The following is a 21,840-nucleotide window of genomic DNA, read 5'->3' on the forward strand; positions in this document are numbered from 1 at the left end:
TCGTCCTCGCCGTTCCGATCAGGCCGGTCGTCGTCCGCGTGCTGGTCAGGCCGGTCAGGCACGTCCGGAGGACGAGGGGTGCAGGCGGTCCCTGATCACGTGCACCGCCGTCTCGGCGTTGTCGATCGTGATCGTGAACGTATGGCCGTCCCACAGGCGCAGCACGACGCCCTCGCCGCGTCGTACGACGACCGCGGTGCCCTTCTCGGGCCGCCACCGGTATCCCCAGCCGCCCCAGTGGCGCGGGGTGACGTGGGGGGCGAACTCGGCGCCCGCGACATGGGCGAGCGGGATGCGGCGGCGCGGCAGGCCGATGTGCCCGCAGCGCACCTCCAGGCACTCGTGGTCGACCCGCACGGCGACGTGCACGAAGGCGAGGGTGCCGAAGAGGACCAGCAGTCCGGCCGCGATGCAGCCCACGACGGACATCACCAGCGGGGCGACGCCCGAGTTCCAGGCGGAGTCGACGGCCAGCTCGATGCCCAGTGCCATGCAGGCGGCGCCGACGAGCGCCAGCAGCCACTGCATCCGGTTGGTGGCCCGTCCGGTCCACACCTCGGAATGGGAACTGTTCTCGGGGTGGTCCCTCATACCCATGAGGTTACTCAGGTTTCGCTGCCCCGGTAGCGCGTCGCGCAGAGTGACCGGACCGGGCGGCCGTCCGGGACGGACGAGTCCGGTGGCCCGCCCGGGTCAGCGGACGGGGGCGGCCTGCTGGAGGAGGCGGCCTTCCGCGTAGGCCAGGGCCGGGGCGGGCAGGGCGCCCTCCCGTCCGTTCAGCAGCACGGTCACCCGGCCCTCGGTCCCGGCCTCCGGTTCGGGCCGGGCGCCGATCCGGCGCAGCGCCTGCGCGACGACGGCGCCCGCCGAGCCGAGCAGGGCCGGCGGCGGGCCGTCCGGTCGCCGGACCGCGGCCCGGATCCGCTCGGAGACCAGTTCGTAGTGGGTGCAGCCCAGGACGACGGTCGTCACGTCCGCGGGGGTGAGTGCGGCGGCCGCGGCGACGGCCTCGTCGATCGCCGTCTGGTCCGCGTGCTCCACGGCCTCGGCGAGGCCCCAGCAGGGCACCTCGGTGACCGGCACGCCGTCGGCGAAGTCGCGGATGAGGTTCCGCTGGTAGGCGCTGCCGGTGGTGGCGGGCGTCGCCCAGATGGCGACGGGCCCGCCGCCGGCCGCGGCCGGTTTGATCGCCGGCACCGTGCCGATGACCGGCAGGTCCGGTTCCAGGGAGGCGCGCAGGGCGGTGAGCGCGTGCACGGTCGCGGTGTTGCAGCCGACGATCAGGGCGTCCGGGCTGTGCGCGGCGGCGGCCTCGGCGACGGCCAGGGCGCGCTCGGTCAGGTTCTCCGGCGTACGCGCGCCCCACGGCATGCCCGCGGGATCCAGGGAGAGCACGAGTTCCGCGTCGGGGCGCAGCCGCCGTACCGCGGCCGCGGCCGCCAGCAGCCCGATCCCTGAGTCCATGAGCGCGATCTTCACCCGGTCACGATAGTCGATCCCCTCGAACCGGCCGCCCGGGTGGGGCAGACTGCGCGGGTGAGCGTGATCGAGTGGAGTGCCGTCGGATCACTCGCCGCCTGGCTGTGGCTGCTGCTCGGCCAGGGCTTCTTCTGGCGTACGGACGTCAGACTCCCGCCCCGTGAGGACCCGCCGCCCGACGACTGGCCGTCGGTGTGCGTCGTCGTTCCCGCGCGGGACGAGGCCGCCGTCCTGCCGGAGAGCCTGCCCTCCCTGCTCGCCCAGGACTACCCGGGCCGCGCGGAGGTCTTCCTGATCGACGACGGCAGCCACGACGGCACCGGGGAGCTGGCCCGCGAACTGGCTCGGCGCCACGGCGGGCTGCCGCTGACCGTGGCCTCACCGGGTGAGCCGCCCGCCGGCTGGACGGGCAAGCTGTGGGCGGTACGGCACGGCATCGGCCTGGCACGCGCGCATGGCCCCGCCTACCTCCTGCTGACGGACGCCGACATCGCCCATGCGCCGGACAGCCTGCGCGAGCTGGTGGCGGCGGCGCGCACCGGCGGCTTCGACCTCGTCTCGCAGATGGCCCGGCTGCGGGCGGAGAGCCGGTGGGAGCGGCTCGTGGTGCCGGCCTTCGTCTATTTCTTCGCGCAGCTGTACCCGTTCCGCCGGATCGGCCGCCGCGGCGCGCGGACGGCGGCGGCCGCGGGCGGTTGTGTGCTGCTGCGCGCCGAGGCCGCCGAGCGGGCGCGGATCCCGGACGCGATCCGGCAGGCGGTGATCGACGACGTGGCCCTCGCCCGGGCCGTCAAGGCGGGCGGCGGCCACATCTGGCTGGGACTGGCCGAGCGGGTGGACAGTGTGCGCCCCTATCCGCGGCTGCGTGACCTGTGGCGGATGGTCTCGCGCAGCGCCTACGCGCAGCTGCGCCACAACCCGCTGCTGCTGCTCGGCACGGTCGCCGGGCTGGCGCTGGTGTACCTGGTGCCGCCGGTGGCCCTGGCCGTGGGCCTGGCGGCGGGCGACGCGGTGACGGCGCTCCCCGGCGGTGCGGCCTGGCTGGTGATGACGGCGACGTACGTCCCGATGCTCCGTCACTACCGGCAGCGGTTGTGGCGCGCTCCCCTGCTGCCGTTCACCGCGTTCCTCTATCTGCTGATGACGGTCGACTCGGCGGTGCAGCACTACCGGGGCCGCGGTGCGGCCTGGAAGGGCCGCACGTACGCGCGTCCGGACGCCGTGTCCGACGAGGGGTGAGCCGACGCCCGTTCACTTGCGGCCGGGGGTCCAGTTCATGCCCCAGCCGTAGGCGCGGTCGATAGTCCGCTGCGGGCTCACCCCGCGTTCGGTCACCAGGTAGCGGGCCTCCCGCTGGACCACGAGGTCGCCGCCATTGTTGGTGATCAGGGCGAGGGCGCACACCGTCGAGGGCACCGTGCACTCGTCGAGGGAGAAGTCGACGGGGGCGCCGTGCTGCGGCTGGAGGGTGACCGTGGCGTGCAGGTCGGCGAACGAGCGGGCACCCTCGTAGATGGTCACGAAGACGAGGATGCGGCGGAAGTCGCCGCTGCGGTCGAGGTTGATGGTGAGGTTCTCACCGTCGGCGGCGGCGCCGGTGCGATCGTCGCCGTCGAGGTGGATGTACGGCGGCCGGTGCAGCGCGCCGAAGGCGTTACCGAGGGCCTGGACGACGCCCTTGCGGCCGTCCGACAGCTCGTAGAGGGCGCACAGGTCGAGGTCGAGGTCCCTGTGCATGGCGACCGCCCGGCCGCGCTTGCCGCCCCAGCCGGAGAACTGTTTGCGCACCTGCCAGTTGAGGTTCACGCGCATGGCGCCCCCGGTTCCGCCCTGCTTGGCCAGCGACACCGAGGGGGCCGCCTTGGTGAGCGTCACCTTGCTCAGGCGGACCGGGGCGGCAGCGGGCGCGGGCGTGACAGGCGCGGGTGCGGGGGATGCGGGCATCGCGGGCGCGGGAGTGCCGGAGGCGGGCAGGGTGACCGGGTCCGCGGCCGGTGGCGGCAGGGGAACCGGCGGGCCGACCGGCGGCGGGAGCGTGGCCGGGAAGGGGGCCGGCGCGGGCGGCGGCGCCATGACGGGTGCCCGCGGGGCCGGCGCCGGGGGCGGCGGCGTGTGCTGGGGCTCGTCCACGGTGATGCCGAAGTCCGTGGCCAGGCCCTCGAGTCCGCTGCCGTAGCCCTGCCCCACGGCCCGGAACTTCCAGGCGCCCTGGCGGCGGTAGAACTCACCGAGCACGAACGCGGTCTCCACGGTCGCGCCGGTGCTGTCGAACCGCGCGGCCACCGTCCCCACGGCGGCGTCCCGTACCTCGACGTGGAGGCCGGGCACCTGTCCGAAGGTGCCGCCGTCCGCGGAGGCGGCGAGCACCACCTTCTCGATCGAGGGCTCCACGCGCGCGAGGTCGACGAGCAGGGTGTCGGTCACCTGGTCGCCGAGGGTGTCCTTGCCCTCGTGCCGGACCGCGCCGGAGGGGTGGGCCGGCTGGTTGTAGAAGACAAAGTCCGCGTCGGACCGCACCTTTCCGCCCGCCAGCAGCAGCGCCGAGACGTCCGCGTCGGGAACGCCCGGACCGCGGCGCCAGCCCACCTCGACGCGCAGGGCGGTGGCGGGCACCGGCGTGTTCGACCCCTTCGGCATGGACATCCTTCGCCCCCATCACGTGTCGGACAGGCCGTGCCCGGCAGTCCGTCGGCTCGCTACCCGACCAACCTAGTCCCGGTCCCGCCGAACTCCCATGACAAGGACCGGAACACGCTGGCCGACCGCCGGTAACCCGGCCTCAAGATCGGCCCATACACCATTCAGGCATCGCCTGATGCCCCTTTTTAGCCAAGTTCGCTCAGATTGGCGACCTCACGTCACCGCCGACACGGAAAACAACCCTCTTATCGGTCTCCCCAACCAGCACATCGTGGGCTTTACTTATGGCCATGACCTCCCCCCGCTCCAGTTATGGCGGCGGCTACTACTCCGCCTCCTTCCCGGACACTCCGATCTACGACTCGCTCGTGGCCGAGCGAGGTACCCCGCAGATCGCTCCCATCCGTGTTCCGGCCCCGTACGACACGGGGAGCCACCTGAGCCCGGGCAGCCAGATGAGCACCGGCAGCCACCTGCCCGCGCTGCCCTCGGCGCTGCCCGCCCTCCCGGCGGCCCCGTCCCAGCCCTCCTACGGCTACCCGCAGGCGGCGCAGCCCGTTCCACCGCAGCCGGCGCCCACGGCCTACATCCCGCAACAGGCCTCCGCGCCACGCGGGTACCCCGGCCCGCAGCAGCCGCAGCCACCGCGCCCGATGGCGAACGGCACCGGCTACGAGGCCATGCGTCCCGCCACCCCGCGGCCCGCCCCGGCGCCCTACCAGGACCCGTACGGGAACCAGCAGTACCGCGGCTACTGATCCGTTCCCCGTTGTCCGTGCCTCCTGTCAGGATGAGGTCATGGGGAACGCGGAACTGCACGCGCTGCACATCCACCCGGTCAAGGCGCTGCGAGCCGTCACGCTCGCGGAAGCCGTCGTCCAGCCCTGGGGGCTGTCCGGGGACCGGCGCTGGGCGCTGATCGACGACGGGGGAAAGGTCGTCACGCAACGCCAGCAGCCACACCTCGCGTTGGCCGCCGCCGAGCCCGAGCCCGACGGCGGTCTGCGTCTTTCCGCGCCCGGACGGGCCCCGGTCACGGTCGCCGTCCCCCAACCGGGCGAGACGGTGACCGTGGACATCTTCGGCGAGAAGGTGGAGGCAGTCCCGGCGGACGAGGCCGCCCACGCCTGGTGCGGCGCCCTCGCCGGGGACGGAGTCCGCCTGGTCCACCTGGACGACCCCGCCACGCGCCGGCCCGTCGACCCGGACTACGCCCTGCCGGGCGAGACGGTGAGCTTCGCCGACGCCTTCCCGCTGCTGCTCACCGCGGTCTCCTCCCTGGCCTCCCTCAACTCCCTGATCGCCGAGGGGGATCACGCCGCCGAGGGCCCGCTCCCCATGAACCGCTTCCGGCCCAACGTGGTGGTGGCAGGGACCCCCGCCTGGGCCGAGGACGACTGGACGCGCATCGCGATCGGAGAGGTCGCCTTCCGGGTCGTCAAGATGTGCGGCCGCTGCGTGGTGACCACCACCGACCAGGACACCGGCGTCCGCGGCAAGGAGCCGCTGCGCACCCTCGGCCGCCACCGCCGCTTCGGCGGCGAGCTGATCTTCGGCCAGAACCTGGTGCCCGAGTCCACCGGCACCATCCGGCTCGGCGACCCGGTCACCGTCCTCGAATGACCACCGGCCGCGGGCGGGAACCCGGGAGCGGGGCCCGGTCGTTGGGCTTTCGTGAGGAAGGGATGAGATCCACCGGCTCGAGGTGATTTCCCTCTCTCTTCGGCCGACGAGGGGGCGAACGGTTCCGTCCGGAGTTATCACGGACCGGAGTCGTCGCGGAGGGGAAGGGGGGTGCGACAACGGTGCGAGCGATTGCCGGACTCTGGCGCTGGCGGCACAACCCGCTGCGGCGCGGGACGGATCTCGCCGAGGCCTGGGTGGCCCTGGTCGCGCTGCTGCTCGTCCTCGTCGCCGCCCCCGTGGTCGGCTGCGTCGTCGGATTCCTCGCCCAGGACGCCCTTCAGCAGTCCGTCCGCGAACAGGGCAGCTCCCGGCACCCGGTGACGGCCAGGGTGGTGCAGAGGCTGAACCGGCTCGATCCGGATCCGGAGATCACCACGGGACGGGACCCGCGCAGCCGCGTCCTCGCCGACTGGACGGCCCCGGACGGCACCCGCCGGCACGGCCCGGTCACGACGACCCTGAGATCCCCCCGCCCCGGCGACCACTTCACGCTGTGGACGGACGAGCACGGCCGGACGGTGACCCGCCCCCTGGACTCCACGACGGCCACGACCCATGCCGTGCTGGCCGGCTGCGGCGCAGGCATGCTGACCGCACTCCTGGTGGAGGGGATACGCCGGCTGATCGTCTGGCGCCTGGACCGCCGGCGGGACGCGCTCTGGGACCAGGCCTGGGACCGCGCGGGCCCGGACTGGGGGCGTACCGGCACCGGCAGCTGACGGCCTTTGGGCTCTGGTCAACCGAGCGTCCGCGCGCACGCTACGGTGGACCGGCCGACGCACTCGGCATCAACCAACCCGCGTACCACGAGGTGGGGGCTCAGCAGCGCCATGGCACAGGGCACGGTCCAGGTGACGCACACCGGTACATCGCGGTGGCGGCGCCGCACGGGTGAGTACGCATCGCTCGCCGCCGCCCTGGAGGCCGCGGCCGACGGTGACGTGCTCACCGTCGCCCCGGGCACCTACCGGGAGAACCTCGTCGTACAGCGGGCGGTGACCCTGCGCGGCCCCGAGGGCGCCCCGGGCTCGGTGCGCATCGCCCCCACGGAGGGGGTACCGCTGACCGTGCGCGCCTCCGCGGTGGTCCAGGACCTGCACGTCGAGGGCCAGGACTCCACCGCGCCCGCCCTGTTGGTGGAGGAGGGCGCGCCGGAACTCAGGGACGTGCGGATCGTGACCCGGTCCGCGGCCGGCATCGAGGTGCGCGGCGGCGCCCGGCCCACCGTGCGCCGCTGCTCGGTCGACAATCCGGCCGGCATCGGCATCGCCGTACTCGACGGCGCCGGTGGGGTGTTCGAGGAGTGCGAGGTCGTCGCGGCCGGGCAGTCGGGCGTGACGGTCCGCGGAGGCGCCCACCCCCGGCTGGAGAACTGCCGTGTCCACCACGTCTCCGGCGCGGGCCTGACCGCGACGGGCGACAACTCAGCCCTGGAGGCGGTGGGTTGCGAGGTCTACGAAGTCCGGGGCAGCGGTGTCCAGATCACCGGCCGCGCCACCGCGCACCTCACCGACTGCGATGTGCACCGCACCGCCGGGGACGGCATCACGCTCGACACCGACGCCGTGCTGACCCTGGCCGACTGCCGCATCCACGACATCCCGGAGAACGCGGTGGACCTGCGTTCCCGCTCCGTGCTCACCCTGACCCGGACGACAGTGCGTCAGTTCGGTCGCAACGGCCTCTCGGTGTGGGACCCGGGCACGCGCGTGGACGCCAACCAGTGCGAGATCTTCGACAGCACCGGCGACTACCCGGCGGTGTGGATCAGCGACGGCGCCACCGCGGTGCTCGACTCCTGCCGGGTGCACGACGTGCCCGACGCGCTGTTCGTGCTGGACCGCGGCTCCCGCGCGGACGTCGTCGACAGCGACCTGTCGCAGGTGCGCAACACGGCGGTGTCGGTGAGCGACGGCGCCACCGCGCAGCTCGACGACTGCCGGATCAAGGACGCGGCCACGGGTGCCTGGTTCCGCGACCACGGCAGCGGCGGCACCCTCAACAACTGCACCCTGGACGACATCCAGACCGGAGTGATCGTCACCAAGGGCGCCGACCCGACCATCGAGCGGTGCACGGTCGCCTCCCCCGCCGAGGCCGGTTTCTACGTCTCCGCCGGGGGGCGCGGCAGTTTCCTGGACTGCCGGGTGACGGGCAGCGGCGGCTACGGCTTCCATGTGATCGACGGCTGTCGTACGACGCTCAGGAAGTGCCGTACGGAGCGATGCGCCCGCGGCGGTTACGAGTTCGCGGACGGCGGGCCGGACACCGGGAACGGTTCGGGCCCCGTGGTCGAGGACTGCACCAGCGACGAGAGCGGCGGCGTACGCCCACCGACTGCCCGGGAGACGGCTGTGCAGACCGCGCTCCCGACCGCCGGTCTGCTGGGCGCGATCCCCGGACAGCGCGCCACCGAGCAGGAGCCGCTGGTGGCCGCCGCCGAACCGGAGGCGTCCGCGCGGACGGCGAAGGACGTCCTCGGCGAACTCGACACACTGGTCGGCCTGGACAGCGTCAAGCGGGAGGTGCGCGCCCTGACCGACATGATCGAGGTGGGCAGGCGCCGTCAGCAGGCCGGTCTGAAGGCCGCCTCGGTCAAGCGTCATCTGGTCTTCACCGGCTCCCCCGGCACCGGCAAGACCACGGTCGCCCGGCTGTACGGCGAGATCCTGGCCTCCCTCGGTGTCCTGGAGAAGGGCCATCTGGTGGAGGTGTCCCGCGTCGACCTGGTCGGCGAGCACATCGGCTCCACCGCGATCCGCACCCAGGAGGCCTTCGAACGGGCCCGTGGCGGCGTGCTGTTCATCGACGAGGCGTACGCGCTCTCCCCGGAGGACGCCGGGCGCGACTTCGGCAAGGAGGCCATCGACACGCTGGTGAAGCTGATGGAGGACCAGCGGGACGCGGTGGTGGTGATCGTCGCCGGCTACACGGCGGAGATGGAGCGCTTCCTGTCCGTCAACCCGGGTGTGGCCTCCCGTTTCTCCCGCACCATCACCTTCAGCGACTACGGCCCCGACGAACTGCTGAGGATTGTGGAGCAGCAGGCGGAGGAGCACGAGTACCGACTGGCCCCGGACACGGCCGAGGCCCTCCTGGCGTACTTCTCCGCGATCCCCAAGGGACCCGCGTTCGGCAACGGCCGTACGGCGCGGCAGACCTTCGAGGCGATGGTGGAGCGGCACGCCGGGCGGGTCGCCCAGCTCGCCGAGCCGAGCACGGACGATCTGACGCTCCTCTACGCCGAGGACCTGCCCGCGCTGCCCTGAGAGGCGGGATCGTCGGGTGGCTCGGGGCCGTTGTGCGGTTCTCCGGCCGGGACGTCGGGCTGCCCGTCGCGGGGTGCCGGCAGGTCCGGGCGCAGCCGGGCGAGCAGCCACCGGCGTTCCTCGTCGAAGGCCGGGTCCGCCTGGTAGTCGGAGTGGCCCAGGATCGGGGCGGGCAGCGGATGGCGTGCGGTGCGGCCGTAGGCGAGCGGGTCCTTGAGCGGGGCGCGGTCCACCTCGGGGCCGCAGTCGCCGGGCAGCTGGACGGGGCCGCCGATGGGGTCGGTGAGCCGGTACAGGTTGCGCCAGCAGTCCACGTCCCGGTGCAGGGCGCCGAGCGCGGCCGGGCCGAAGTGGGCCGGGAACCAGCGGCCGTAGAGCCGTTCCAGCGGGGATCCGTAGGTCAGCAGGGCGACCCGCTTGCGGACCGGCGGGGTGAGCTGCCAGGCCGCGGCGGCGGCCAGCACACTGCCCTGGGAGTGCCCGGACAGCACAAGGCGTCCGCCGCTGGCCCGGATCCAGGTCGCCATCCGCCAGGTGAGGTCGGGTACGGCTCGTTCGGCGTAGCAGGGCGGGGCGAAGGGGTGGGCGGCGCGCGGCCAGAAGGTGCCGACGTCCCACAGGATGCCGATGGTGCGCCGGGCTGAGGGGTCCTTGTAGGCGCGCCGGCCCCAGGTGACGAAGAGTATGAAGCCCAGTCCGATGAGCCAGGAGCCCAGTGCCTCCGCGGTCTGGGCCGCGCCGTGCAGGACGGGGTGGGTTCCCGCCGCGGCCCCGGCCGGTGTCCGGTCGGTGCCGAGGGCGCCGACGAGTGCGCCGGCGCCGAGGAGGAGGGTGACGGCGGAGGTGGCTCCGACCAGGAGGGGCCCGTCGTCGGTGAGGGTGGCCATCGCGCGGGTGCGGGCGATCCGGCGGGTGCGCTCGGGGTCGGACGGTTCGCCGGGGTGGTCGCGTTCCACCGTGGGGCGCTCGGCGCGGGCCAGCCGCCGGGCGCGCAGGGCCGGCCGGCCGCAGAGTGCCAGCAGCACGACGAGCAGCGGCGGGATGACGGATGCCTGCCAGGTGAGCAGGACCGGCGGGCCCGGGATCGAGGCGCCGGTGCCGTCCAGCCAGTCGGCCACGCGCTGGCAGACCCCGCCGGACATCACGCCGCCGAGCGCGCAGGCCAGCATCGCGACCGCGGGTCCGCCCAGGCCCCGGAGCGCGGCCCGGGGCTCGGGCCGGGTGCGGTACAGGACGTGGGCGACGACGGCGAGGGCGACGACCAGGAGGCCCTGGCCCAGTGCGATGCCGCCGAAGGCGGTGTCGCCCGCCAGCCGGCCGGCCGACTCCCAGCCGGGGCGCGACCATCCGGCGTACACCGCGGTGAGCAGGAGCAGCAGGAGGGCGCCGAGCGGCAGCCGCCGGACGAGGTGGCGGTCCAGTTGCCGGTCGAGCAGGTGCTCGGTGCGGCCGCGGCGGCAGACGACCCAGATCACGGCGGCGGACCAGACGAGCAGTGCGGTGAGCAGGAGCCGGCCCGCCATGTCGAGGGCCCCGTCGCCGCCGGGGCCGCGGTCGAGCGCCGCCGTGGGCACGGCGATCGTCGCGGCCACCGTCAGCAGGCCCGCGGCGGTGTGCGCGGCACGCAGCCGGGCCACCAGGCGACGCCCGTACCAGAAGCCGGGGCGGCTCAGGGATCCGCTGCCGGTGCCGTCCTCCGGCTCCGGGTCGCGGGAGATCGGCTGGGTGGACTCGTAGGCGCTCCAGGTGCGGTGCGCCAGGTACCACAGGAGCCCGGTGAGCGCGGCGGGCACCAGGGCGGCCAGGGCGAGGCGGCGGCCGGGCGTGCTCCACCAGCCGCCGGCCGCGGGCGACAGGAAGCCCAGCCAGGAGTGCCGTGCGGCACACGCGTGCGTGCCCGCGCACTGCCAGGCCGTGAGGTCGAGGGCGACCTCGCAGGCGGCGGCGACGAGCAGCACCGTCAGGGTCAGGCCCGCCAGCCGCACCAGCAGTCCGTACAGGCTCACCACGCGTGGGCGGCCCGGTGCGCCGGGGCGCATCCAGTGGGCGAGGTTGACGACCATGAACGGCAGCAGCAACAGCCACAGGGCGCGGGCGCCGTTGCCGGAGGTGAGGTTGCACCAGACGTACGCCTCGGGCACCGGTGTGCCAGGGCGCTCACGCTGCTCCCGCGAACGGTTCTCGGCGTCGACGTCCTCGGCGCGCCGGAAGACGGCCGCGGTGTCGTCGCCGGTGATCCGCACCGTGCGCGGGGCGTCGAGCATCTTCTCGGGCGTGGTGCCGCCGACGCCGTGGACCAGGAGCTCCAGGGCGCATCCGGTCGGCTCGCCGGGTGCGGTGGGGGCGTCCGGCCCGGCGGTCTCCGGGTGCCGCTGCGCACGTTCCACTGTTCGCACTTCTCCCCTGACGCGTCCGTCGGTCCGTGTCCGTGCGGACACCAGGATCGCCTCACGCGGCACACGGCACACCCCTCGTCACCGAATCTCCCCGATCCGGGTGACGGGAGCCGCGCACGGGGGCGAAGGCGGCATGTGCGCGTGGGTCGGGTGCCGACGCGGTGGGAACCGCCCCATGACAGGATGGGACGTCCACGCCCCGGAGGGCATGACGGTCCTTCTCGTCGCCGGCGGGTGAGCGGGGCGGGTCGGACGGCTTGAGGCGAAAGGAACCGGAGCACACGTGAGTGAGAATCAGAACCTCCTCGCGGAGCAGCGGCGCGCCCTGATCCTGGACGAGGTCCGGCGCCGCGGCGGTGTCCGGGTGAACGAGCTGACCCGGAAGCTCGGCGTGTCCGACATGACGGTGCGCCGCGACCTGGACGCGCTGGCCCGGCAGGGTGTGCTGGAGAAGGTGCACGGCGGCGCGGTCCCAGTGGTCGAGGCCAGTACGCACGAGCCGGGTTTCGAGGCCAAGTCGGGTCTGGAGCTGACGGCCAAGGAAGACATCGCACGGGCGGCGGCCCGGCTGGTCGCGCCGGGCACGGCGATCGCCCTCTCGGGCGGTACGACGACGTACGCGCTGGCCCAGCACCTGCTCGACGTGCCGGATCTGACCGTGGTCACCAACTCGGTCCGGGTCGCCGACGTCTTCCACTCGGCGCAGCGCACCTCCGGTCAGCGGCAGGGCGCGGCGACGGTCGTGCTGACCGGCGGGGTGCGCACGCCGTCCGACTCGCTGGTGGGCCCGGTGGCCGACCAGGCGATCGCCGCGCTCCACTTCGACGTGCTGTTCCTGGGTGTGCACGGGATATCGGCCGAGGCGGGCCTGTCCACGCCGAACCTGGCGGAGGCCGAGACCAACCGGCGTCTTGTGCAGTCGGCGCGCCGGGTGGTGGTGGTCGCCGATCACACCAAGTGGGGTGTGGTGGGCCTGAGTTCCTTCGCCGCGCTGGACCGGATCGACACACTGGTGACGGACGCGGGGCTGCCCGCGGAGGCACGCGCCGAGATCGCGGAGCACCTGCGGCTGGTGGTGGCGGGCGAGCCCGAGGACGAGACCGACATCTGAGGGCCCGTCGTCGAGAGCCGCCTCAGCCCGGCCACACCCCGGTCGTCAGGAACGACTCCAGCGTCCGCGTGTACGGGGCGCTGTCGAGGCCCTGTTCGGCCAGCCAGGCGTCGGAGTAGTACTTGTCGAGGTAGCGGTCGCCCGGGTCGCACAGGAGGGTCACCACGCTGCCCCGACGGCCCTGCTGGAGCATCTCGGCGACGATCTTCAGGGCGCTCCACAGGCCGGTCCCGGTGGAGCCGCCCGCCTTGCGGCCGATGGCCCCCTCCAGGGCGCGTACGGCGGCCACGGCGGCGGCGTCCGGCACCTTCATCATGCGGTCGACGGCCCCGGGTACGAAGCTCGGTTCCATGCGCGGACGCCCGATGCCCTCGATGCGCGAGCCGCTGTCGCAGGTGACGTCCGGATTGCCGGTGGTCCAGCCCTCGAAGAAGCACGAGTTGTCGGGGTCGGCGACGCAGATACGGGTGTCGTACTGCATGTAGTGGACGTAGCGAGCGATGGTCGCGGAGGTGCCGCCGGTGCCCGCGGTGGCGACGATCCACGCCGGCTCCGGGAAGCGCTCCAACTCGAGCTGCCGGAAGATGGATTCGGCGATGTTGTTGTTGCCGCGCCAGTCCGTGGCGCGCTCGGCGTAGGTGAACTGGTCCATGTAGTGGCCTCCGGTCTCGGCCGCGAGGGCGGCGGAGGCCTCGTACATGGTGCGCGGGTCGTCCACGAAGTGGCACCGCCCGCCGTGGAACTCGATCAGGCGGCACTTCTCCGCGCTGGTCGTGCGCGGCATGACCGCGATGAAAGGCACGCCGATCAACTTCGCGAAGTACGCCTCCGAGACGGCCGTCGAGCCGCTGGAGGCCTCGATGACCGGGCGGCCCGGGCGGATCCAGCCATTGCACAGGCCGTACAGGAACAGCGACCGCGCCAGCCGGTGCTTGAGGCTGCCGGTCGGGTGCGTCGACTCGTCCTTCAGGTACAGGTCGATGCCCCACGCCTCGGGCAGCGGGAAGCGCAGCAGATGGGTGTCGGCCGAGCGGTTGGCGTCGGCCTGCACCTTGCGGACGGCTTCTTTCAGCCAGTCCCGGTAGCCGCTGTCGCTGCGGTCGACGTCGAGGGTGTCGCCGGTCCTGTGCTGCTCGGTAGTGCTCACGGCGGGGCTCCTTACGCTGTGCGCCGACGGCGTCGCGCGCGGCCGGACGCCCTCGATGATAGACACCTTCAACACGCTTCTCACCTGCATAAACGCACCTTTGAGCGGCTCAAGGAGACGCTTGGGAGCGCCTCTCGCCCGAGCTGGCCGACGACAAGGGGGCGCACGGGCCGGGGGCGCATGCGCGCGAGTGCTCCGGGTGCCGCCCGCGAGCGCTCCCCGCGCACTGGTGCTGCGTGCCGAAGGCGTGCAGACTGCACCGCGGCGGGACAAAGGGCCCGACGGGGCACAGCAATCTGGAACGAGCCGGGCCGGCTCGTGGACCGGGCGGAACGGGAGCCGGCGACAGGCACGAAGGCGACACGCACGAAGGGGCGGGGAGATGGCCGAACCGGAGTTCACGGCCACGGGCGTACGGATCGACAAGCGGCTGCGCTCACTCACCCGGGCCGGACGGGTCCGGATCCGGGACGGCAGGCTGGAGCTGCTGACCAGCTACGGCAGCGAGATCGACAGCGCGCCGGTGCAGTCGGTGCGCGCGTCCCAGCCCTGGTACGCCCCGGACGACCGGGCGCTGGCCGACCTGGGCGGCAACCGGTACCTGCTGACCCTGGGCGAGCACGACCCCGCACCGGGCGAACCGGGGCCGCCTGCGGCCCGCCGGTTCGTCGAGGCCGTCCGCCGGGCGGCGGGGCGCGGCGGCTGAGCAAGGCGAGTTGCGTGACATCACCCCGTGGGTCACGCTGGTCTCACGTCACTCAGGGTTTACCGGCGATAACGCTGCGAACCAGCCCGCCGGTCAGACAGCAGGCGGCAATGTCACGCAGGCGTCCTGCTGCATCCGAAACGTCGTGTTCTTCCGGACCTCAACGTCGGGGAGTCGCAGCCGTGATCAGTCACCCAAGCAGGCACTGCACGGTGGAGCTCCAAGCCCTGCCGTCGCGGATCGGCCAGGTCCGCAGAATCGTATCGGCGCATCTGCGCTACTGGCATCTTGACGCTCTGATAGACCGGGCCGCGCTCGGTGTGACGGAGCTGTTGACCAACGTCCACCAGCACGCCCGGCCCGACAAGCTGTGCACCGTGGAGCTCGAACTGCTACTCGAGCGGCTCACGGTGTCCGTGCGCGACCACGACCCACGTCTTCCCGTGGTGGAGGAGATGGGCGACATCGCGCCGCTGGCCACCGAAGGGCGGGGGCTGGCGATGGTGGCCGCGATGAGCGAGAGCTGGGGCGCGCGGCCGGAGGGCGAGCAGGGGAAGGTCGTCTGGTTCATCCTGCCGACCGCCGCCCCTTCGATCGCGGTGCCGGCCCGGGTGCCGGCGCTCGTGACCGGGGAGCACTCCTCGCGCCGCCTGGCCGAAGCCGCCTCCGCGCTCGACGGCATACGGCCCGTCCGGCCCGTCCACGCCCCGGCCGGATCGGCCGTGGTCGGCTGACCACGTCCACATCCGCATCCCCGCCGTCGCCCGAACGGGCGACAGCGGGAGCGCTGGTGCCGGGACCGTGACGGCTGACGGCCCGCGGACGGCGACCGGACCGTGACCGGACCGCGGACCTATAACCGTGACCGGACCACGGGCCACGACCGCGACCGGACCGCGGGCCATGACCGCGACACAGGCCGTGACCAGGCTCCGGACCGAGACCGGGACGCGGCCGAGACCGGGACGCGGCCGAGACCGGGACGCGGCCGAGACCGGGACGCGGCCGAGATCGGGACGCGGGCCATGACCGCGCCACGGACCGAGACCGCACCCCAGGCCAAAACCGGCCCCCGGGCCGAGACCGGGACGCGGCCGTGACCGGACCGCGGACCGAAACCGCGACGCGGCCGAGACCGGACCGCGCACCGAGACCGGCCCCCGGACCGAGACCGGGACGCGGCCGTGACCGGACCGCGCACCGAGACCGCGCCACGGGCCGAGACCGGACCGTGGACCGAAACCGGGACGCGGACCGGGACCAGGACACGGCCGTGACCGGATCGCGGACCCTGACCGGGCCCCGGACCATAAACGCGGCGCGGGCCGGTCACGGTCACGGGGTCGCTGCCCGGTGGTGTGGTCGGAGTCCTGCGGTGGACGCCGGGGGCACGGTGGCACCGGTCCCGGCGCTCACTCGGTGGCGACGGCCCGTAGCACGTCCAGCCGGGCCGCGCGCCGGGCCGGGCGCAGACCGGCGAGCCCGCCCGCCGCGATCCCCACCAGTGCCACGACGAGCAGTTGCGTCGGCGGTACGGCGAAGGCGAACGCGGTGCCGCTCTCGCCGTCCGACGCCTTCACCAGGACCCAGCCGAGGAAGGCGCCCAGGGCAAGCCCGCCCGCCGTGCCGAACGCGGCGACCAGGACCGATTCCCAGCGGACCATGGCCCGCAGCTGGGACCGGGTCTGGCCGACGGCCCTGAGCAGACCGAGTTCGCGGGTCCGCTCGTGAATCGCCAGGGTGAGGGTGTTGGCGATGCCGAGGAGCGCGATGAACACCGCGAGGGCGAGCAGCGCGTAGACCAGCGTCAGCATCATGTCGATCGCGCCCGCCGAGGACCGCGCGTACTCGTCCCGGGTCTGCACCTGCGGGTCGCCGTACCGGGCGGCGACCCGTTCGACGGCCGCCTTGCCCGCCTCCGCGCTCACACCGGACCGGAGGGAGACGGCGACGAGCCTGTCGGAGTCCTGGGTACGGTGCGGGGCCCAGGCGGAGTGGCTGACGACGTAGTCGCCGGCGAGTTCGGACCGGCCGTAGACCGCGCGGACGGTGAACGTCTCCGTGGTGCCGTCGGTGAAGGTGAGCCGTGTCCGGTCCCCCGTCTTCAGGCCCCGCCGCCCGGCCTCGTCACGGGTGATGGCGATGCCGTCGGCGCCCAGGCCGTTCAGGGAGCCGCGCACGGTTCCGAGGTCGAAGGTGCGGGCGAGCGCGGCCGGGTCGGTGACGGTCAGGGCCCGCCCCTCGCCGTCGACCTTGGCGACACCCCGGCCGAGTCCGACGGCCGTGTCCACCTCCGGCAGCCGCTGGATCGCCCCGGCCAGCCGGGTGCTCAGGCCGCTGCCGCCGGCCCCGAAGGAGGGGGTGCTCACGGCGAGGTCGCCCGCGAAGGACCGGGAGACGGTCTGGTCCATGGTGGCCTTGAGTGAGGCGCCGAAGACCGTGAACAGCGACACCACGGCCACCCCGATCATCAGCGCGCTCGCGGTGGCCGCGGTGCGTCTCGGGTTGCGCAGCGCGTTGCGCCGGGCCAGAGCACCGGTGACGCCGCGCAGCCGGCCGAGGGGGCTGCCGAGCAGGCGTACGGCGGTGGAGGAGGCGACCGGGCCGAGCACCACGAAGGCGGCCAGGGCGAGGACGGCGCCGACTCCGGCCGCCCATATGGACGGGGAGACCAGGACTCCGGCGAGGGTCACCGCGACGGCCGTCGCGGCGAGGACCGCTCCCGCCACGGCGCGCGGGCGGGAGGCGCCGGAGGTGTCGACGGCCGTCTCGCGCAACGCGGCCATGGGTGCGGTGCGGCCGGCCCGTACGGCGGGCGTCAGCGCGGAGCCGAGGCAGACCACGACACCGACCACCAGCGGCAGTGCCATGGACAGCGGCCGGACGACCAGGCTGCCCTGCGGGAAGGGGAATCCGATCGCCGGGAACAGCGCCTGAAGCCCGGCGGCGATGCCGATGCCGCCCGCCAGCCCGGCGGCGGACGCGGTCAGCGCGACGGCGCTCGCCTCGACGAGGGTGGCGGCGGTGACCTGACGGCGGGAGGCGCCCAGCGCGCGCAGCAGCGCGTTCTCGCGGGTGCGCTGGGCCACGACGATCGCGAACGTGTTGTGGATGGAGAAGGTCGCCACCAGCAGCGCGACGCCGGAGAACACCAGCAGGAACGTGGTGAAGACGGTCAGGAACTGGCTGGAGACCATGTCGGTGTTCTCCTGCGCGGCCGCCTGTCCGGTGAGCGCCTCGATGCCCTTGGGCAGCACGGGAGTCAGCCTCCGCACCAGCTCGGCCTGGCTCACCCCGGGCCCGGCCCGCACCTGGATGCTCGCCGCCTCACCGGGCCGTGCGGTCAGGTACTTCTCGGCGTCGGCCCGGGTCAGCCCGGTGAAGGTCACCTGCGCCATGCCGTCCTCGCCGCCGAAGGTCGCGAGGCCCACGATCGTCACCCTGACCGGGTCGGGGGTGCGCAGGGTCGTGGTGTCGCCGATCCGCAGGCCGCCCTTCTTCGCGGCGCCGCGGTTGACGACGGCCTCGCCCGGCTTCGCGGGGGCGCGTCCCTCGGCGAGCCGGTACGGGTTGAGTTCCGGGTCGGTGATCCAGTTACCGGCGAGGGTGGGCGGCCCCTGGCCGCCGATGGGCTCGCCGCCGCGGCCGAGGAGCTGGCCCGCGCCCTGGATGTCCGGGGTGGCGGCCGCGACTCCGGGGAGCCGCTCGATGGTCCTCACCAGCTCGGTGTCCACCGGCCGGCGTACGCCCTGGCCCTCGCCGGGCGCGGTGATGACGTCGGCGCTGCGGACGACGGCGTCCGTGCCGTCCGTCGCCTTGCCGAACATGGAGTCGAAGCTGGCGCGCAGGGTGTCCCCCATGACCAGGGTCCCGGCCAGGAAGGCGACGCCGAGGAGGACGGCGAGGAAGGTGCCGGCGAAGCGCCGCCTGTGGGCCCGCAGGGAGGAGAGGCTCAGACGGAGGGAGGCGTTCATGCGCGCACCTCGAAGGCCTTCATACGGTCCAGGACCCGGTCGGCGGTCGGGGACGCCATACGGTCGACCAGGCGTCCGTCGGCGAGGAAGAGCACCTCGTCGGCGTGGGCGGCGGCGACCGGGTCGTGGGTGACCATGACGACCGTTCGGTCCATCTGCCGCACCGCGCGGCCGAGCAGGCCGAGCACCTCCTGGCCGGAGCGTGAGTCGAGGTTGCCGGTGGGCTCGTCGGCGAAGACCACGTCCGGGCGGGCGGCGAACGCGCGGGCCACCGCGACGCGTTGCTGCTGTCCGCCGGAGAGTTCGGCGGGCCGGTGGTGCAGGCGGTCGCGGAGGCCGACGACCTCGACGAGCGCGTCGATCCACTCGGGGTCGCCCCGTCGGCCCGCCAGGTCGAGCGGCAGCGTGATGTTCTCGGCGACGGTCAGGGTCGGCACCAGGTTGAACGCCTGGAAGACGAAGCCGATGCGGTCGCGGCGCAGCAGGGTCAGCCGGCGGTCGTCGAGGCCGGCCAGTTCGGTGTCGCCGATGTACGCGCTGCCGGAGGTGAGCGTGTCGAGCCCGGCCGCGCAGTGCATCAGCGTGGATTTGCCGGAGCCCGAGGGGCCCATGATCGCGGTGAAGCGCCCGGCGGGGAAGCCGACGCTCACGCCGTCCAGGGCGCGTACGGCGGTCTCGCCGGCGCCGTGGACCTTCACGGCGTCGACGACCCGCGCGGCCGTCCCGGTGGCGGACGTGATGGTGGAGGAGGCGGTGGAGGCGGGCGTGGTGGTCACCGGGCACCGCCGTTGCCGGTGCGGCCGAACTGCTCCTCCAGCACTGACAGCCGGCGCCAGTACTCGTCCTCGTCGATCTCGCCGGAGGCGAAGCGCCGGCCGAGGACGGCGAGCGGCGAGTCGGAGGCGGGTCGCCCGTCCGGACCGCGCCAGGGCCCGGTGTCCATGCCGCGCCAGGGGGTGCCGCGGCCGCGTCCGGCGGTGCGGCGCAGCAGGGTGACGACGCCGACGGCGACGGCCGCCCAGAACAGCGGGAAGAGGAGGATCCACGGCCCGGGGCCGCCGTCCCAGTTCGCCAGGGTCTGCATCTTGGTTCATCTCCCTCGAGGGGTCCGCCGAGAAAGCCGCGGAGAGTTCTCCGGTGCTGCATCGACAGTGGCCCGGGGAGGGGCTCCGGGTCGTCGTACGGCCAGCGGCAGTGCGGCTACCTCCCGGGGAGTACGGGGGCGTGTGGCGGCTGCTCCGTGCGGCATGCCCCGGCTGATCCGGCGCGGGCCGCGGTCCGGCGGGCGGGGAAATGCGGCCTGCCGCGCGGGAAGTACAAGGGCCCGGTGACCGCACGCCCAGCAACGGGCCGGGGCGCGGGGGCATCCGGGGCGCGTGGAGGAGCGCGGTCACCAGGCGCCGTACGCGGGTCCGCGCCCCCGTCGCTCCAGGGCGCCGGGGCCGGTTCAGGTCAGGGCTGTCAGTGGGTCGTCGAGGACCGGTTGCCAGGCCAGTTCGGCGGCGCCGACCAGGCTGTTGTGGTCGAGGGTGCAGGAGAGGACCGGGACGACGCCGCTCTGGCCCCACAGGCTGCGGTCGGCGACGACGGCGCGCAGACGGTCGGGGGCGGCGTCGAGCAGGGTGCGGTGCAGTCCGCCGAGGATGATCCGGTCCGGGTTGAGGATGTTCACCAGCCCGGCCAGGCCCAGGCCCAGGCGGTCGACGAGGGTCTCGACGGCCCCGCGGACGGCCGGGTCGTCGTAGTGGTCGCGGACCAGGTCCTCGGCCTGCCGCAGCAGGGACACCTCGGGGCCGGTCTCGCGGCCGGCGGCGGTCAGGAACGCCAGCGGATCCGTCTCGACGTCCAGGCAGCCGCGGCTGCCGCAGTGGCAGGGACGGCCCTCGGGGTTGACGGTGACGTGGCCGACCTCGAGTGCCAGGCCCGAACTGCCCGTGTGCAGCCGCCCGTCCAGGACCAGCGCGCCGCCGACGCCCCGGTGCCCGGTCGCCACGCACAGCAGATCGCGCGCGCCGCGCCCGGCGCCGTGCCGGTGCTCGGCGAGCGCGGCGAGGTTGACGTCGTTGGCGGCGAAGGCCGGACCGGTGATCCCGGCGGCGCGCACGTACTGCGCGAAGATACGGCGGACCGGCGCTCCGGCGGGCCAGTCCAGATGGAGCGGGTTGAGGGCGAGGCCGTCCGGTTCGGCGACCGCGGACGGCACGGCGAGTCCGGCACCGACGCAGCGCAGGCCGGTCGTGCGCAGCAGTTCGGCGCCGGCCTCGACGACGGAGCCGAGCACTTTCGCGGGGTCGGCGTCGACGGTCCCGCAGCCGGGCGCGGTCGCCACGATCCGGCCGCCGAGACCCACCAGCGCGGCGCGGAAGCCGTCGGCGTGGACCTGCGCGGCGAGGGCGACGGGCCCGTCCTCGGCGACCGCCAGGCGGTGCGAGGGGCGTCCCTGGGAACCGGCCGCCGCGGCGGGCCGGGCGTCGACCCGGATCAGGCCCAGCGCCTCCAGTTCGGCGGCCACCGCGCCGGCCGTCGCCCGGGTCACCCCCAGCTCGGCGGTGAGGACCGCGCGGGTGGGGGCACGGCCGGTGTGCACGAGCTCCAACGCGGGCCCGAGCGCGCCGCGCCCCCGGTCCAGCCGTGTCCTGGAGGTGCTCCCTTCCCCCGGCGTCCGGGGGTCCGCCTTGCCGCTCATGGGGGTGAGTCTCCCATGATCCGCACATCCGTCGACCAGCGACTCGTCCGGCGGTCCCGGTCAGAGGCCGCTCACCCTGAGGGTGAGGTTCAGCCGTCCAGTCAGCCCCAACTCGGGCGGTGCCGTGCCCGGATGGACGCGAGGCACGCCGTGGTGGGCGAGGCGGGACGGGCCGCCGAACACGAACAGGTCACCGCTGCGCAGTTCGACGTCGGTCCAGGGCCGGGTGCGGGTCTCGGGGTTGCCGAAGCGGAACACGCACGTGTCGCCGAGGCTCAGCGACACCACGGGCGCGCCGGACTTCTCGTCGCTGTCGCGGTGCATTCCCATGTGCGCGTCGGCGTCGTAGAAGTTGATCAGGGCGATGTCGTACGGCGCCGGACCGGCCGCGCCGGGGCCCAGGGCATCGCTCACGGCGCCGCGGGCCAGCTCGTCCAGCCATGCGGGGAACGGCTTCACCGGGGCGCCGTCGCCGTCGACGACGGTGTCGGCGTAACCGTACGGGTACCAGTGCCGGCCCAGGCAGACCTGCCGGGCGGTCATCGTGCCGCCGCCGGGCGTGCGCACCGTGCGCAGGCCGGCCGGCGGGCGGGCCCACTCGCGGCAGGCGGCGAGCAACGCGTGCTGCCGGCCCGGATCGAGCCAGTCCGGCAGGTGCACGGCGCCCGGCGCTATCTGCCTCCGGTCGCGCGGGAACAGCTCGGCGTCCATGGTTCCCATCCTGCCGGACGCGGCGTGAGCTGGGG

18 protein-coding genes are annotated in these 21,840 nt (G+C 74.0%); 8 read left to right on the forward strand and 10 right to left on the reverse strand.

Annotated elements, in window-relative coordinates; all coding sequences use genetic code 11:
- Positions 1-54 precede the first annotated feature (54 nt).
- Together OIE49_RS05145 and OIE49_RS05150 are read right to left on the reverse strand one after the other, a co-directional pair.
- On the reverse strand, positions 55-591 hold the full coding sequence (locus tag OIE49_RS05145; protein ID WP_100567620.1) for a hypothetical protein: 537 nt from the start codon (positions 589-591) through the stop codon (positions 55-57).
- Between the two features lie 102 nt (positions 592-693).
- Positions 694-1,479 carry a glutamate racemase gene (locus OIE49_RS05150; protein WP_326801276.1) on the reverse strand — a complete coding sequence of 262 codons (786 nt, stop codon included), beginning with the start codon at positions 1,477-1,479 and terminating at the stop codon, positions 694-696.
- 57 nt (positions 1,480-1,536) lie between these two features.
- Here OIE49_RS05150 and OIE49_RS05155 point away from each other — a divergent pair, with 57 nt between their 5' ends.
- A complete protein-coding gene (locus OIE49_RS05155) occupies positions 1,537-2,718 on the forward strand; it encodes a glycosyltransferase (protein ID WP_326801277.1) in 1,182 nt (393 codons plus the stop codon).
- A gap of 12 nt (positions 2,719-2,730) precedes the next feature.
- Here the strand turns inward: OIE49_RS05155 and OIE49_RS05160 are convergent, their stop codons facing one another.
- Entirely contained in the window at positions 2,731-4,116 is a 1,386-nt protein-coding gene (locus OIE49_RS05160; protein ID WP_326801278.1) for a TerD family protein, read from the reverse strand.
- A gap of 293 nt (positions 4,117-4,409) precedes the next feature.
- Between OIE49_RS05160 and OIE49_RS05165 the strand changes: the two genes are divergently transcribed.
- From OIE49_RS05165 to OIE49_RS05180, 4 genes are all read left to right on the forward strand, one after another.
- Positions 4,410-4,877, forward strand: a complete 468-nt coding sequence (locus tag OIE49_RS05165; RefSeq protein ID WP_199836537.1) for a DUF6643 family protein — start codon at positions 4,410-4,412, stop codon at positions 4,875-4,877.
- A 40-nt stretch (positions 4,878-4,917) separates the two neighbouring features.
- Positions 4,918-5,742, forward strand: a complete 825-nt coding sequence (locus OIE49_RS05170; RefSeq protein WP_326801279.1) for an MOSC domain-containing protein — start codon at positions 4,918-4,920, stop codon at positions 5,740-5,742.
- Between the two features lie 182 nt (positions 5,743-5,924).
- Positions 5,925-6,524, forward strand: coding sequence for an Rv1733c family protein (locus OIE49_RS05175; protein WP_326801280.1), 600 nt, complete (start codon positions 5,925-5,927; stop codon positions 6,522-6,524).
- Between the two features lie 111 nt (positions 6,525-6,635).
- Positions 6,636-9,074 carry a right-handed parallel beta-helix repeat-containing protein gene (locus tag OIE49_RS05180; protein WP_326801281.1) on the forward strand — a complete coding sequence of 813 codons (2,439 nt, stop codon included), beginning with the start codon at positions 6,636-6,638 and terminating at the stop codon, positions 9,072-9,074.
- On the opposite strand, the gene OIE49_RS05185 is transcribed toward OIE49_RS05180, so the two are convergent.
- On the reverse strand, positions 9,044-11,461 hold the full coding sequence (locus OIE49_RS05185) for a hypothetical protein (protein WP_442812212.1): 2,418 nt from the start codon (positions 11,459-11,461) through the stop codon (positions 9,044-9,046). The two genes, OIE49_RS05180 and OIE49_RS05185, sit on opposite strands and share 31 nt — an antisense overlap.
- A gap of 292 nt (positions 11,462-11,753) precedes the next feature.
- On the opposite strand from OIE49_RS05185, the gene OIE49_RS05190 reads away from it, so the two are divergent.
- Positions 11,754-12,581, forward strand: a complete 828-nt coding sequence (locus tag OIE49_RS05190) for a DeoR/GlpR family DNA-binding transcription regulator (RefSeq protein WP_100567530.1) — start codon at positions 11,754-11,756, stop codon at positions 12,579-12,581.
- Between the two features lie 22 nt (positions 12,582-12,603).
- Here OIE49_RS05190 and OIE49_RS05195 read toward each other — a convergent pair whose 3' ends face one another.
- Positions 12,604-13,728: a PLP-dependent cysteine synthase family protein gene (locus tag OIE49_RS05195; RefSeq protein WP_326801282.1), complete on the reverse strand. Its 1,125-nt coding sequence runs from the start codon at positions 13,726-13,728 to the stop codon at positions 12,604-12,606.
- A 382-nt stretch (positions 13,729-14,110) separates the two neighbouring features.
- Between OIE49_RS05195 and OIE49_RS05200 the strand changes: the two genes are divergently transcribed.
- A complete protein-coding gene (locus OIE49_RS05200; protein WP_326801283.1) occupies positions 14,111-14,434 on the forward strand; it encodes a hypothetical protein in 324 nt (107 codons plus the stop codon).
- 182 nt (positions 14,435-14,616) lie between these two features.
- Positions 14,617-15,168 (forward strand): ATP-binding protein, encoded by a 552-nt coding sequence (locus tag OIE49_RS05205; protein WP_100567527.1) that lies wholly within the window; start codon positions 14,617-14,619, stop codon positions 15,166-15,168.
- 678 nt (positions 15,169-15,846) lie between these two features.
- Here the strand turns inward: OIE49_RS05205 and OIE49_RS05210 are convergent.
- The 5 genes from OIE49_RS05210 to OIE49_RS05230 form a co-directional block, all read right to left on the reverse strand.
- A complete protein-coding gene (locus OIE49_RS05210) occupies positions 15,847-18,408 on the reverse strand; it encodes an ABC transporter permease (RefSeq protein ID WP_326801284.1) in 2,562 nt (853 codons plus the stop codon).
- On the reverse strand, positions 18,405-19,184 hold the full coding sequence (locus OIE49_RS05215) for an ABC transporter ATP-binding protein (protein ID WP_326801285.1): 780 nt from the start codon (positions 19,182-19,184) through the stop codon (positions 18,405-18,407). The genes OIE49_RS05210 and OIE49_RS05215 overlap by 4 nt, the downstream gene beginning before the upstream one ends.
- On the reverse strand, positions 19,181-19,492 hold the full coding sequence (locus OIE49_RS05220; RefSeq protein ID WP_326801286.1) for an SHOCT domain-containing protein: 312 nt from the start codon (positions 19,490-19,492) through the stop codon (positions 19,181-19,183). Before OIE49_RS05220 ends, OIE49_RS05215 begins: the two co-directional genes overlap by 4 nt.
- 363 nt (positions 19,493-19,855) lie before the next feature.
- On the reverse strand, positions 19,856-21,094 hold the full coding sequence (locus OIE49_RS05225; protein ID WP_100567523.1) for an ROK family protein: 1,239 nt from the start codon (positions 21,092-21,094) through the stop codon (positions 19,856-19,858).
- Between the two features lie 60 nt (positions 21,095-21,154).
- The gene (locus OIE49_RS05230) at positions 21,155-21,805 is read right to left on the reverse strand and encodes an alpha-ketoglutarate-dependent dioxygenase AlkB family protein (protein WP_326801287.1); all 651 of its coding nucleotides are present in this window, start codon (positions 21,803-21,805) and stop codon (positions 21,155-21,157) included.
- Positions 21,806-21,840 lie beyond the last annotated feature (35 nt).

The sequence above is a fragment of the Streptomyces sp. NBC_01788 genome (assembly GCF_035917575.1).
In the GTDB taxonomy this organism is placed as follows: Bacteria; Actinomycetota; Actinomycetes; order Streptomycetales; family Streptomycetaceae; genus Streptomyces.